Annotated in this window: 10 protein-coding genes; 7 read left to right on the top strand and 3 right to left on the bottom strand. The window is 62.6% G+C overall.

Annotated features, from left to right (window positions below):
• Positions 1 to 542: endonuclease/exonuclease/phosphatase family protein (locus VIM98_RS08915; RefSeq protein WP_331992744.1), on the top strand; the 542-nt coding region annotated here is incomplete at its 5' end.
• Entirely contained in the window at positions 539 to 952 is a 414-nt protein-coding gene (locus VIM98_RS08910; RefSeq protein WP_331992743.1) for a hypothetical protein, read from the top strand. The genes VIM98_RS08915 and VIM98_RS08910, both read left to right, overlap by 4 nt.
• Here the strand turns inward: VIM98_RS08910 and VIM98_RS08905 are convergent.
• Complete coding sequence (locus VIM98_RS08905; protein ID WP_331992742.1) at positions 851 to 2,473, bottom strand: glycoside hydrolase family 17; 1,623 nt, start codon at positions 2,471 to 2,473, stop codon at positions 851 to 853. The two genes, VIM98_RS08910 and VIM98_RS08905, sit on opposite strands and share 102 nt — an antisense overlap.
• 257 nt (positions 2,474 to 2,730) lie before the next feature.
• Here VIM98_RS08905 and VIM98_RS08900 point away from each other — a divergent pair, with 257 nt between their 5' ends.
• The 5 genes from VIM98_RS08900 to VIM98_RS08880 all read left to right on the top strand — a co-directional run bounded on the left by VIM98_RS08900 (position 2,731) and on the right by VIM98_RS08880 (position 9,509).
• Positions 2,731 to 4,830, top strand: coding sequence for a transglycosylase SLT domain-containing protein (locus VIM98_RS08900; RefSeq protein WP_331992741.1), 2,100 nt, complete (start codon positions 2,731 to 2,733; stop codon positions 4,828 to 4,830).
• Positions 4,831 to 4,861: 31 nt separating this feature from the next.
• Positions 4,862 to 6,100, top strand: coding sequence for a multifunctional CCA addition/repair protein (locus tag VIM98_RS08895; protein WP_331992740.1), 1,239 nt, complete (start codon positions 4,862 to 4,864; stop codon positions 6,098 to 6,100).
• Positions 6,101 to 6,199: 99 nt separating this feature from the next.
• A complete protein-coding gene (locus VIM98_RS08890; RefSeq protein ID WP_414650204.1) occupies positions 6,200 to 8,206 on the top strand; it encodes an LTA synthase family protein in 2,007 nt (668 codons plus the stop codon).
• A gap of 51 nt (positions 8,207 to 8,257) precedes the next feature.
• Positions 8,258 to 8,713: a hypothetical protein gene (locus tag VIM98_RS08885; protein ID WP_331992738.1), complete on the top strand. Its 456-nt coding sequence runs from the start codon at positions 8,258 to 8,260 to the stop codon at positions 8,711 to 8,713.
• On the top strand, positions 8,622 to 9,509 hold the full coding sequence (locus VIM98_RS08880) for a hypothetical protein (RefSeq protein ID WP_331992737.1): 888 nt from the start codon (positions 8,622 to 8,624) through the stop codon (positions 9,507 to 9,509). The genes VIM98_RS08885 and VIM98_RS08880 overlap by 92 nt, the downstream gene beginning before the upstream one ends.
• A gap of 3 nt (positions 9,510 to 9,512) precedes the next feature.
• On the opposite strand, the gene VIM98_RS08875 is transcribed toward VIM98_RS08880, so the two are convergent.
• Both VIM98_RS08875 and VIM98_RS08870 read right to left on the bottom strand, forming a co-directional pair.
• Positions 9,513 to 10,718, bottom strand: coding sequence for a class I SAM-dependent methyltransferase (locus tag VIM98_RS08875; RefSeq protein WP_331992736.1), 1,206 nt, complete (start codon positions 10,716 to 10,718; stop codon positions 9,513 to 9,515).
• 71 nt (positions 10,719 to 10,789) lie between these two features.
• Positions 10,790 to 12,958, bottom strand: a complete 2,169-nt coding sequence (locus tag VIM98_RS08870; protein ID WP_331992735.1) for a TonB-dependent receptor — start codon at positions 12,956 to 12,958, stop codon at positions 10,790 to 10,792.
• Positions 12,959 to 13,260 lie beyond the last annotated feature (302 nt).

The following is a 13,260-nucleotide window of genomic DNA, read 5'->3' as shown; positions in this document are numbered from 1 at the left end:
CCGCCGGCATGCCGTTCTGGAGCCATCAGCCAAACCGGCCGATCGCCCGTGTCTCGCACACCGCCAATGGCCTGATCAGCCGGCTGGAGCCCACCGAGGTGCTGACCTATCCGCTGCCCAGCCGCGTGCCGGGCCGCGGCGCGCTGCTGGCGCGTTTCGGCTCGGGCCAGGATGCACTCGCCGTGATGATCGCCCATCTGTCATTGAGCGCGGTCGCGCGCGCACGCCAGCTTGGTTTCATCGCCGAGGTGCTCAAGGATTATCCGCACGCGGTGTTGATGGGTGACCTCAACACCGATGTGCACAGCGCCGAGATGCGCCACCTGTTCCACACTTCGACCCTGCAACCGCCACCGCAGGCCATGCCGACCTTCCCGAGCTGGCGACCGCGCAAGGCACTCGACCACATCCTCACTTCCGAGGCGATCCACATAGACAAGCTGTGGGCGCTGCCCCAGGCGTTTTCCGATCACTTGCCTGTCGCCGCGGAAATCCGTTTGCCTGGGCATGTGGCGCCAAGAGCGCATAAACTTCGCCGATGACTTCTTCGCTTCGCGTTTCCCTGCCCTGGATGTCGATCCTGCTCGCTGGCGTTGCCGCGGCGCTGGTGCGCTATCTGTTCATCGAGCCGGCCAACCTCGCACACCTATGCGACGAAGCGAATGGCCCTGCCTGGTGCAGTGTGCGCCAGGCGATCGTGTTCGCGTTCTACACCTATGGCCTGGGTTATGCCGCGCTTGCCAGTACCGCGCTCGCGCTGGCTTGGAAGCATCCGGCCACTGCCTGCCTTGCCGCCGCGCTCGGTTTCATCGCTCTGGTGATGTATTGCTACGAAGCTGGCGCCCTCGCGTTACTGGTAGGCAGCCTGCGCCTGATCCGACTGCAGTCGGGCAGCCAGATACCAACCGATCAGCACCGGGGCGGCAATCGCCAGGTTCAGCAGCAGCCATAACCAGGTCGATGGGTTGAGACCCAACTCCTGCGCAACGACTACCGCAGCCAGCGACGGCAACCAGAACGCCAGGAAGCGTTCCTCGATCAGTGGCATCGCCACCCGATGCCTGCGATCCAACCAGCCCAGCAATGCGTAACCGACACACGGCAACGCGAACAGGCCCAGCGGGAAATCACGGTAGCGTCCGTCGAAAACCAGCAACAGGCCAAGCAGGGCGAGCACGAACATCCAGCCTGCACGCCACCAGCGCAAGCGCCAACCGTTCGGCGATACGCTACCCGTAAGGCGCGCAACTATACGCCGCGCCAGCATCAATGCGGTGACGAGTGCGAGCACGCAGGCCGTGCCCGAAATCGTCCACTCGAGCACATCGCGGCAGGCATAGATCATCTGCCGGTATTGCCAGGCCAATGCCGTGCCGGCAGCGAAGCCGGCCAACAGCGAAGCCAGCCAGCCGCCGGCGCCGCGCCAAGCGCGACGCCACGCGACGACCAGTGCGAACAACAACGCACCGGCGGCACCCGCATACATGCCCCTGTACCAATGCGCCTCCTCGACGACCGGTCCCTTCATCGCGAACTTGGGCTGCGCATGGACGTCGTAGATACCCCAGTAGCCGCCGACCGTGCCTTCTTGCGCACGCTTCCATGGTTGATCGAAGGTTTCGATAACGTTGTAGGGCATATCCACGCTATTGGCGTAGATCAGGAACTCACGCAGATAGCGCGCCTCATTGACCAGACTGGCGCGCGCATCGCGGCGCGGCCGACCGGCGCTAGGCCAGCCCGTTTCGCCGATCATCACCTGGCGGCCGGCAAATGCTTCTTTCACCTGCCGATAGACATCGGCAACGTGGCGGACCGCATGCTCCGGCGGTACCGGCTGATCCTCCCAATACGGCAGGATATGGATGGTGAGGAAATCCACCGCCTTCGCCATTTGGGGATAGCGCAGCCAGAACTCCCACACATCGGCATAGGTAATCGGTACGGAGTCCGGAATCTGCGCGCGAACTTCGTGCGCATAGGCCATCAACGCCTTCGGCGACAACTCGCCACGCAGCAGCACCTCGTTGCCGACCACCACACCGCGTAGCACCTCGGGATGCGCCTTGGCCGTGGCGATACCCATATCGATTTCGCGCGCGTTGTCCGCCGCGTTGCGACTCAGCCAGATGCCCATCAGCACCTTCATGCGATAACGCGCCGCGATCTCGGGCACCTTGTCCAGACCATGGCTTTGCGAATACGTGCGAATGCAGTCGAAGCGCTGCGACAGGGTCTTCAAATCCGCATCGATGCGCTCGGGACTGATGACCGCCTTCAGATCGAACGGTGTTTCGCCCGGTTCGCGGAACGGTGCGTACGAGACGCAGGCGATGCGCGATGTCGGCGCGTCGGGCAGGCTCACCGGCCGACCGACCGCCCACCACCACGATGCACCGGCAGCGGCGGACAGGAGAAGCACCAGCCAGGCCGGCCACAGCGTGCGAAAGGAAGGTAGCGGCATCGACGTCATGCGGGAATCTATGGCGTGCGGGTAGATCGGCGAGTTTAGCAGTGTGTGAGGTCGGCGCCTTGGCGATGGCCAGGTCGCTCGTTGCACAGGCTATAGAGGCTTAAAAGCGAACCGAGGAGCCCGGATAACCGCATGGAGCTCTCTTTACAGCCCGTACGGCGGAAAATTCACCGCCACATTCATGGCCTAGTCGCGTACCAACCCTTACTCTTTGCCGCTGTCTTAAAGCACCCCGGTGCATCGCTGAAGGAATAGTCATGTCCGAGCCCGCACGGCCGCGCCGCTTCCATCGTTATCTACTGTTGACTGTCGGCTGGCTCCTGCTCGGCGGATCCGCGACCGCCGATGAGCCCAGCCAAGCGCAGCGCGATGCATTCCGTCAGGCGTATGCAAGTGCGCAACAGGGAGGCGATGCCTGGCGTGCACTGGCACAGAATCTCGCCGACTATCCGTTGTATCCCTACCTGGAGGCCACCGCGCTCACGCACGATCTGCGTCAGCTGGATCGGGGCGCGGTCGAGGATTACCTGAAGCGGTACCCCAATCTGATCCCGGCAGCCGACCTGCGCCGCGATTTCCTGCTCGAACTGGCACGTCGCAAGGATTGGGATACTTTTCTTGCGCTCTATCGGCCTAGCGGCAACGACACGCTCATCTGCGATGCGTTGCAGGCGCGTCTGGCCAAAGGCGAGAAGCTCGATTTCGATAAGGACCTGGCGACGCTATGGACCAAGCCCAGCCTGCCCTCGAGCGCATGCGACCCGGTCCTGGGCGCCGCTTATGACCAGGGCCTGCTGACGTCCACCCGTTTGTGGGAGCGCATCGACCGCGCCGCCGACGCCGGCCAGGGCGGCACCATCGCCACCTTGGCCGATTGGCTGCCCGACAATGAAAAGCAGGCCGGTCAGCGTCTCGCTCTCGCCTTGCGCGATCCGGCCGCAGCCGTCGCCAGCGCCAGTACCTGGCCGGATACGCCACGCCACCGTCAGGCTGCAGCGCTGGCACTGCAACGCCTGGCACGCCGCCAGTCGGCAAGCGCGGACGACGGCTGGCAAAAGCTGCAACATCGCTTTGCGTTCACCCCGGCGCAGCGCGGCCGCATTCTCAACGCGCTGGCGGTTTTCCACGCCACCGATTTCGACGAAAACGCGCTGGCACGCCTTGAAGCCTTGCCCGCGGATGCGCAGACCGATGCCAGCCGCGAATGGCGTGTACGCGTCGCGCTCGCGCAACAGGATTGGCAGGCCACGCTGACGGCGATCGAAGCGATGCCGCCAACCCAGCGCGACGATGGCGAATGGCGCTGGTTCAAGGCACGCGCATTGGATGGCCTGGGTCGCCACGAAGCCGCGCAGCGGGAATTGGAGCCGCTGGCGAATCAATCGACGTTTTTTGGCTTTCTTGCCGCCGACAAACTCGATACCGACTATGCGATCTGCCCACTCACGCTGCCGGCCGACGTGCAACGCGAACAAGCCTTGCTTGCCCTGCCCGGTCTGCAGCGCGCCTTCGAGTTGTACGCGGTAGGCCTGCCCAAGCTGGCGCGGCGCGAATGGTCTGCCGCGCTCGACGGTGCCGATCCGGATACCGTGCGCCAGGCCGTGGACCTGGCCTATCGTCGCGGCTGGTACGACCGCGCGGTCTTTGCGCTCAACAGCGGCGACGCGTTGCGGTATTACGAGCAGCGCTTTCCGCTCGCCGGCCAGGACGGCCTGGTACCGCAGTCGCAGCAGGCCGGCATCGACCCCGCCTGGGGCTATGGCATTCTGCGCGCCGAAAGCGCCTGGATGAGCGACGCGCGCTCCGGTGCCGACGCGCGCGGCCTGATGCAGTTGCTGCCTGGCACCGCCGCACTGGTCGCCAAGCGCAATGGCCTTCCCTGGAATGGCGGCGAGAGCCTCTACGATCCGGTAGTGAACGTGCAGTTAGGTACGCGCTACCTGGCCCAGATGGCGGCACGCTTCAACGGCTCGCCATGGCTCGCCAGCGCCGCGTATAACGCCGGCCCGGCACGCGTGGACCAGTGGCTGGCCGCGCGTGGCAGCCTGGAGCCCGACCTGTTCGTCGCCAGCATTCCGTTCAAGGAAACCCGCGAATACGTCGCGCGCGTCATGGCCTTCGCGGTGATCTACGACTGGCGCATGAGCGGTAAGGCGATTCCCTTGTCGCAGCGGATGACGCCGATCGGCACCGCCTACCAGCTCCCGGATGCGGGCACGCTACGCAAGACCGTGGGCTGCCCCGCCGCCGCGGCACCGGCCAAGGCCGAATCGAATGGGGCACCGGCAGCCGCACAGTCGCCGGCGAGCGCTACCTCGGCTCAGCCGGCACCGGCGCCGTCTGCCAGCATTCGCTAAACACTCTCGCGGTCTCTGGCACACTCGCGACATGCGCACTTATCTCGTTGGCGGCGCCGTCCGCGATGCCCTGCTGGAACGCCCCGTGGCCGACCGCGACCATGTCGTGGTCGGTGCCACGCCCGAGCAAATGCTCGCGCTCGGCTACAAGGCAGTCGGCAAGGACTTCCCTGTCTTCCTGCACCCGGACAACGGCGAGGAATACGCGCTGGCGCGCACCGAGCGGAAGACCGGGCGCGGTTATCACGGTTTTGCCGTGCATGCCGAACCGTCGGTAACACTGGAAGAAGATCTTGCACGACGCGACCTGACCATCAATGCCATGGCGCGCGACGAAGACGGCCGGTTGGTCGATCCCTTCGGCGGCCTGCGCGATATCGAGCAACGCGTGCTGCGACACGTCGCCGACGCCTTCGTCGAAGACCCGGTGCGTCTGCTGCGCGTGGCGCGCTTTGCAGCGCGCTTCGCACCGCTGGGTTTTCGCGTAGCCGACGAAACGATGGCCCTCATGCGACGTATGGTCGTCGACGGCGAAATCGATCATCTCGTGCCGGAGCGCGTCTGGCAGGAAACCCGCAAGGCGCTGGGCGAGCCGCAGCCTTCCGCTTTCCTGCGTATTCTCCGTGAGGCCGGGGCACTGAAAGTGTTATTTCCGGAAATCGATGCGCTCTATGGCGTACCGCAACGTGCCGAGTTCCATCCGGAAATCGACACCGGCATCCATGTGGAGATGGTGCTCGACATGGCCGCGAGGCTGGCGCCCGGCAACGATCTGGTCGGCTTCTGCTGCCTGACCCACGACCTGGGCAAAGCACTGACGCCGACCGAAATACTGCCGAGCCATCTGGAACACGAGCGGCGCGGCATCGAACCCTTGCAGGCGCTGGCGGCTCGCCTGAAAGTGCCGACCGAACACGCCACCCTGGCCGAAGCGGTGTGCCGCGATCATCTCAATGCCCATCGCGCCCTGGAGCTCAAACCAACCACGGTGCTCAAGCTGCTGAATGCCCTGGACGCATTACGCCGCCCCGAGCGTTTGGACGTCTTTTTGACTGCATGCGAGGCCGATGCACGCGGCCGCAAGGCACATGAGAACGATACCTATCCGCAAGCGGACTATCTGCGCCAGGCACGCGCTGCCGCGGCGGCAGTCGGTTCGGCGGATTTTGTCGCCAAGGGCTTGAGCGGACCGGCGATCGGCGAGGCAATGGCACGCGCCCGCGCCGAAGCCGTAGGCAAAGTCCGAAGCCAAATACCGACGGGCAACTAAGATTCAAGAAAGGTAGCGCAAAGGCACGGCAGGTATAACAGGCGGTCGAATCGTCCGCATGCCAAGGGAATGGCTACCGTACACCTACTGGAGTCGCCAGTGTCCCCAGCTCCTTCGCTTGCCTCACCCCTGCAACAGCGCTTCCGCCCTCTATGGTGGCTTGGCATCAGCTATATCGTGCTTGGGGCGATCACGCGCATCATCCTGCTCGCCATGTCCGGCTCTGGCGTACCGCTCAATCCACTGTATTACCTGTACGCATTCGGTGTGGGTGCCATTTATGACCTGGTCACCCTGCTCTATGTCGCCTGGCCGTTGCTGCTGTATCTCTGGCTGATGCCGGTGCGCGCCTATGTCTCGCGGCCGGGCCAATGGCTGCTGTACTTGCTCGGCCTTGTCCTATTGTTCTGGCTGATGTTCGTTGCCGCATCCGAGCTGACTTTCTGGAACGAATTCAGCACGCGCTTCAATTTCATCGCGGTGGATTATCTGGTCTATACCACCGAAGTCATCGGCAATATTCGCGAGTCCTATCCGATAGGCCGCTGGCTGACCATGCTGGCCATCGCAGCCATTATCGTCGTCGTGCTGACACGTCGCGGCTTGCGTGCAGCCGATGGCGGAACGCGCTTTCTGCAGCGCAGCAAGGTCGTGCTGATCTGGCTGGTGCTGACCGTGATCTCGGTGATTGCCGTCAAAGGCACGCTCAAGGACCGCCTCGAAAACGCCTACGTCAACGAACTGTCCGGCAACGGCATTTACGAGTTCTTTGCCGCGTTCCGCAGCAGCCACCTGGATTATTCGCGCTTCTATCGCACCCTTCCCGAGGACCAGGCATTCAAGCAGGTCCGCGCCATGGTGCAGACCCCGGAGGCCACGTATCTCACTAACGACCCACAGGATCTTTCGCGCGAAATCCGTCACGCGGGCCCGGAAAAGCATCTCAACGTCGTACTGATCAGCGTGGAAAGCCTCTCGGCCGATTTCCTGCAGCACTTCGGCGGCAGCCACGGCAACATCACGCCGAACCTCGACGCGTTGGCCGAACAGAGCATGTTCTTCGACAACCTCTATGCCAACGGCACGCGCACCGTGCGCGGACTGGAAGCATTGTCGCTGTCGATTCCGCCGACGCCCGGCGACTCGGTCATCAAGATGCATAACAACGAGAATCTGTTCTCGCTGGCCGATATCTTCAATGACCGGGGCTACCAGTCCGACTTTGTCTACGGTGGCTACGGCTACTTCGACAACATGAACTATTTCTTCAGCCACAACGGCTACCGGACGGTCGATCGCAACGATATCGGCAAAGGCGACACGATCCATCACGAGAATGTCTGGGGCGTGGCCGACGAAGATCTTTACACGCTGGCGCTCAAGCAGATGGACCAGATCAACGCCAGCGGCAAGCCGTTCTTCCTGCACATCATGACCACCTCCAACCACCGCCCGTTCACCTTCCCGGCCGGGCGCGTCAAGGAGCGCAACGGCACGCGCGAAGGCGCAGTGGCGTATACCGACTGGTCGATTGCCGATTTCATCCAGCGTGCGCGCAGCAAGCCGTATTTCGACGATACGGTGTTCGTGATCACCGCCGACCATTGCGCCTCCAGCGCCGGCCGCAGCAGCGTACCCATCAATCGCTATCACATTCCGCTATGGATCTATGCGCCCAAGCACATCCAGCCGCAGCATGTGAAGCAGCTCACCGCGCAGATCGACATCGCGCCGACTTTGCTCGGCCTGCTCAACTTCAGCTACCGCAGCCGCTTCTTCGGTGCCGACATTTTCCAGCTTCCGGCCGATCGCGAACGCGCTTTTCCGGCGACCTACGAGAAGCTGGGCTATCTCAAGGGCGACGTGCTGACGGTGCTGGAACCACAACGCAAGCTGGAACAGGTCCATCCTGATTTCGACACGGGCGATGCCACCCCGATCGGCACGGTGGATCGCCAGCAGATCGACGAAGCCACGGCCTACTATCAAGCGGCCGCCACGTTGTTCAAGAAAGGCAAAATGGGCCACCGCGCCGAAGACAGTACACCAGTAAGGCCGGCCGCCGCCGGCGATTCGGCACCGGCAGCCGCCTCCACCACGCACTGATCCACCTCAATCGCTTACGCTAATGCCTTCCACTCCGTTGAAGGCATTAGTGTGACGTGGCGGCAACATCCCTTGTGGCGGACCGGCGGCATCCTGGTCCTGATGTGGTTGTTATTGAACCTGCCGGCGCTGCTTGGCGGGCGCATCCTTCCCTGGGATGCCATCGATCAGTTCTATCCGACGGTCTATTTCAACGCCTATAACCTGCGCCACGGCATCGCTCCCTGGTGGAACCCGCATATCTACGCAGGCTATCCACAGATCGCCGATCCGCAGGGCATGCTTTTTTCGCCGTTGCTCATGGCATGGATGCTTATTCCGTCATCTCCGGGAGCTGCATGGTTTATCTGGGGGTGCTCCTTGCAGTGTCCTGGCGACGCTCACGGCCCTGGCGATCGTGCTGCCGCAGCTATCGATGACCTTTGCCTTTGCGACGCTCTCCAATCGCGCGGAGCTGCCGCTAAGCGCTTCGGACGTCGCCTCGCTCGACGCACGCACTTTTCTTAACCTTGGCATCCCCAACGCATTGCATGCGTTACGCGGGCACTATGACGGCCCTTCGTCGGTCGTCGAAGCCTATCTTTATCTCGGTGCCATTCCTTCACTGATGTTGCTGGGGCTACCGCAGGCATGGCGCGAACCTCGTCAACGTCGGCACCTTTATTTTTTCGCCGGCGTTGCAGGCTTGGCCATCCTCTATATGATGGGAACGCATGCTCCGTTCTACGGCTGGCTTTATGCAGGTCTGCCCGGCATCAAGCTGTTTCGTCGCCCAGCCGATGCCGCCTATCTGTTCAATATGGCCTTTGCGTTCGCGATCGGCTGGTTGGCCAGCCACATCGACCGCTCCTCGCCACGTCCGATCGGGCGCCTGTTGCTCGTTGCCGCGGCCAGGCTCATTGCGTCGAGCCCGGCCATGCGCGGCGATGGCGCAGGCTGGGATTTCGCTACCACGGATTTCGCAAAGACTGTCCTGCTCACGCCGAGGGACAAAGTCGATCGCGAGCTGGCGCAAGCGGATGCCTCCCGATGCACGGGACAATTGCAGCTCGCTGGCGTCTCGGCATCGCCTACGCAATTGACCATCCAGGCCCAGGCTTCAGGCGGTCCCGCGTGGCTGGTACTTAGCGAACTGGATTTTCCTGGTTGGACGGCTCAGGCCAACGGCGTGCCGCTGGCTGTGCATCGCGCCAATGGCATGTTCCGGGCCGTCTGCGTGCCTGTGGGCAGCCAGAAGATAACCATGCAATTCCACCCGTGGTCGATGGTCGGCGAGGCGTTGAAAAAGCAAAGGTCGCGATAGCCGCTACAGACGATGCGCCCGATCGCTTGCCAGCAGCGTTGCCGGCAAGGACAGCACATCCATGCCACGCGTCAAAAGCATGGCCTGGAATCGCTCGCCCATCTGGTCGGGCATGGTGAGGCGCTTGACCTCCTGAGCCAGACGATAACGCCCCGCTTCGTCGACAGCCTGCTCGTATGCTGCCTCGAAGGCTTGTTGAAGACCGGCATCGATCAGGAACACCGATTGCGGCAGATAAGCTGCCACGGCGAAGCCCGCGCTGTTACCCGCCTCGGCCAGGGCGGTAAAATCGACGGACGCGGTCAGGTCGTTCAAGCCAGGCAGATAAAACGGGTCATTGTGTACGCGGTGGCGATAGAACGCCCGTAACGTGCCGTCGTTGCGCTCGGGCAGGTAGAACTCACGCCGAACGTAGCCATAGTCGATAAACAGCATCGCCCCGGCTTGCAGCGAGCCGGCAATCGCCTGCATCCAATACGGTAGCTGGGGCAGGATCTCGGAGCGGTAGCCATCGGCAAATGGATTGCCGAGATCGCGCTCGACATGACGGACCGCACCGGCGACCAGCGCATCGGCCGGACGATCGACTCGCATCAGACGGCCTTCGCCATCCAGCACGACATGCTCTTCATAGACTTCGCCATGACGCATGGCGAAACGCGTGGTCGGCAACGCGTCGATGACTTCGTTGGCGAACAGCACGCCGCGCCAGTCCGCTTCCGGCGGGCGATCCAGCCATGCCACCCGCTCGAATAACCGCGGCGCCAGCGCATCGCGGAGGCGCTCTCGCTGGCGCTCGCGCAGATCGGCGCTGGGCTCGAGAATCCCGTAGCTGCGCGGCAACGTCCCTGACGCATCGAAGGCGCGCAACGCATTCAGCGCAAACGCGCCGCTACCGCCTCCGAGTTCGAGAAAATCCGCAGACTCGCCGAGCGAGGCCAGGATCGGCTGCACCGCCGCCGCGACGCACCGTGCGAACAACTCACCCAACTCTGGCGCTGTGACAAAGTCGCCGGCCTCGCCGAATTTGGTTTTGCCGGCGCTGTAATAACCCAGCCCGGGCGCATACAGACAGCGCTCCATGTACTGCGAAAAGGCCATGGGACCTTGCGCGGCGATCTGCTCGCGCAGCATACCGAGCAAGCGATCGGAGTGGGTACGCTCGTCGGCGCTGGGCTCGGGTAAAGGGGAGCGATGACTGGGATTCATTGCTCAAGGATAAAGCAAAAGAGGCGCGAGCCTCGCAGCCCGCGCCCCTCCCTGCAACCTGCCAGGAACGATCAGAAGTCTTTCTGCACGCTCAGGTAGAGCCCGCGGCGCGGTCCGAACTGCGGCGCACCGACGCCCACACCGGTACCGTCGCGAAGCTCGTAAGTACGATCCAGCGCGTTGATGACGGCCAACTGGGTATGCAATGTGCCGGTGCTTTCGAAGTTGAAGTCGTGCGAGACATTGAGGTTCAACTGGAAGTAGTACGGCAGCGACAAGCCATTGGGCACATTGCCGTCCGAGCGCAGGCCGCTGCCGAAGATGTAATCGGCACCGATCTTGGTATCGCTCGTAACCGCATAGCTGATACCGCCTGACGACGTCAGCTTCTGGTCGTGGTCCAGATGGATGTAGTTGTTGTAGATGTAGGCCAGGTCATCCGGGTCGAAGTTGTACTGACCGGTGATGATGCGCTTGCCCATGGCGCGGTTGTAAGCCAGGTTGAAATACGCCGACACCGGACCTTCATCGTAGTTGGCGGTGAATTCGACACCGCGAATGCGGCCGAATTCATAGTTGAAGTTCGAGTACACCAGCGCGGCGCCGAACTGACCTTCATCCTGCAGGCGGCTGACCTTGCGGTAGTACGCGTCCAGACCCAGCGTCAGCGGCCCGATGTTCTGCGAAATACCTGCGTCGTAGTAATCCGAGCGCTCCGACAGCGCCGTGTTGTTGCCGTCGCTGGGCAATTGGTTGGTGGTGCCGTTGAATTTGGCGATATTGGTAGTGGAGATCACTTCCGTCGCCGGCGGCACAAAGTAGCGCGAATAGCCGGCGTGGATTGTTGTGTCCTGGGTCGCCTGATAGACCACGCCGACACGCGGGCTCAGCTGGCTCTCGTCGCGGAACAGGTGGTACTGGTCGCCGCGCACGCCGTAGTTGATCGTCCACTTGTCTCCGACACTCCACTCGTCCTGCACATAAGCCGAATAGGTGCGCGCAATCAGGCGCGCGCCATCGAGGATGTTGATCGGCGTGGTGCTGGTCTGGTTGCCGTCGGCGTCGGCCGGAAACACCCAGGAGTTGTTGTTGATATTGCCGTGCTCGAACGAACCGTAGATGCCGTAGCGCAGCGTATGGCTATCGCCCAGCGGCGTGGCAAAATCCGCCTGCAAGGTACTGGCACGATTGCTGCGATTGATATCCGCGGCCACGCCGTTGAACATCAGGTCGCCCACGAAATCCGGCGTGAACGCGATGCTGCTATAACGCTGACCGGCCGAAACCTGATAGTTGGTTTCGCCGATTTTGCCCTGCAAGGCCAACACGCCGAAACGGGTCTTTTCCTGCTGCTGCTCGTTGAGATTGGCCGAATTGAAATCGACCGTGTCGAGGTAACCGAACTGCGGCTCCTGGTTCGGGTTGTTCGGGATCTCGAAACGGCTGTTGCTCACGCCGAACATGAAGCTCAAACGCGTGTCGTTATCGATCAGATACGAGATATCGCCGAAGCCCTTCACCTGATTGGTGTGATCGTGGATGGGCGTGCGGCTCGATGTCGGGTTTTCGATACCGACATCGTTCTGCAAGTAGTTGGCGGTGACGAAATAGCTCCAGCGATCGTTGCTGCCCCAGATCGAAGCGTTCGGATTGAAGGTGCCGAACGAGCCCCCCATCACGCCCACGCTGCCACCGTTGCCCAGATCGTGGCCGCTCTTGGTGGTGATATCCACCACCGCGGCAGTGCGCAGGCCGTACTGCGCCGGCAGCGCGCCATCGATCAGCTTGACCTCCTTGATCGTGCGCGCATCGAGGGTCTGGCCAAAGCCGGAGATCGATTCGGGAATCAACACGCCGTTGACGCGATACTGCAGGTTGGCGTGATCGCCGCGCACATGCAGCTGGCCGTAGGAATCCTGTACCACGCCCGGTGCCTGCAGCAACACCTGGTTAATCGGCGTGGAGGCGCCCAGCGGCAGCGCCGCGATGGCCTTCTGATCGATGACATATTGGCTGCTGCCGGTATCCGGCGACAGCGAGTTGCGCGCCTGGTCGAGAGCGGCGCTCACGTCGACCGCGCCAAGGTTCTGCACTTTGGCCGCAGGCTTGTTGCGCGTACCTTGTTGGGGCGCGTCGCCATCCGTGCCCTGGGCGGCGGTGCCGGCGGATGCGTCGGTGGCAAACAGCGGAGCGGCGCCCAGCGCGGCAGCCAGGCTCAGGGCAAGCAGGGAATATTTCATCGAGGGGCGGTCCAGTAACTGAAGTGGGCAATCGGGAAGAGCTTGTTATTTTCGATACGTTATAACATTGCCATTCCAGTCGAGCCAGTGCCTGCGCCAAAAGTCATGTGTCGAGGCGCAAATCCCTGCGAAACAGGAGGGACGGCCCTCGTCAGACCGGCTTCACTGGATATCCATAGACTGCTTGGCTGTCGGCCGGCCTTCCCGTGACCGAACCTGCGGAGTGCACATGGCAAAACGTTCAGCTAAGGATCCCGGCGAGCAGTTGCCGGCGGTGATCGTCGAATCTGCGGAGCAGAGCC

Origin of the sequence: Dyella sp. (genome assembly GCF_036568765.1) — a bacterium.
Classification (GTDB): Bacteria; Pseudomonadota; Gammaproteobacteria; order Xanthomonadales; family Rhodanobacteraceae; genus GSA-30.
This window is presented reverse-complemented; position numbering and strand designations above follow the sequence as displayed.

What these genes read in the sequence shown, in the direction of transcription:
- VIM98_RS08910 (WP_331992743.1), top strand. Translation starts at nt 539, where the DNA reads ATGACTTCTTCGCTTCGCGTTTCCCTGCCCTGGATGTCGATCCTGCTC.
- VIM98_RS08905 (WP_331992742.1), bottom strand. Translation starts at nt 2,473, where the DNA reads ATGACGTCGATGCCGCTACCTTCCTTTCGCACGCTGTGGCCGGCCTGG.
- VIM98_RS08900 (WP_331992741.1), top strand. Translation starts at nt 2,731, where the DNA reads ATGTCCGAGCCCGCACGGCCGCGCCGCTTCCATCGTTATCTACTGTTG.
- VIM98_RS08895 (WP_331992740.1), top strand. Translation starts at nt 4,862, where the DNA reads ATGCGCACTTATCTCGTTGGCGGCGCCGTCCGCGATGCCCTGCTGGAA.
- VIM98_RS08880 (WP_331992737.1), top strand. Translation starts at nt 8,622, where the DNA reads ATGACCTTTGCCTTTGCGACGCTCTCCAATCGCGCGGAGCTGCCGCTA.
- VIM98_RS08875 (WP_331992736.1), bottom strand. Translation starts at nt 10,718, where the DNA reads ATGAATCCCAGTCATCGCTCCCCTTTACCCGAGCCCAGCGCCGACGAG.
- VIM98_RS08870 (WP_331992735.1), bottom strand. Translation starts at nt 12,958, where the DNA reads ATGAAATATTCCCTGCTTGCCCTGAGCCTGGCTGCCGCGCTGGGCGCC.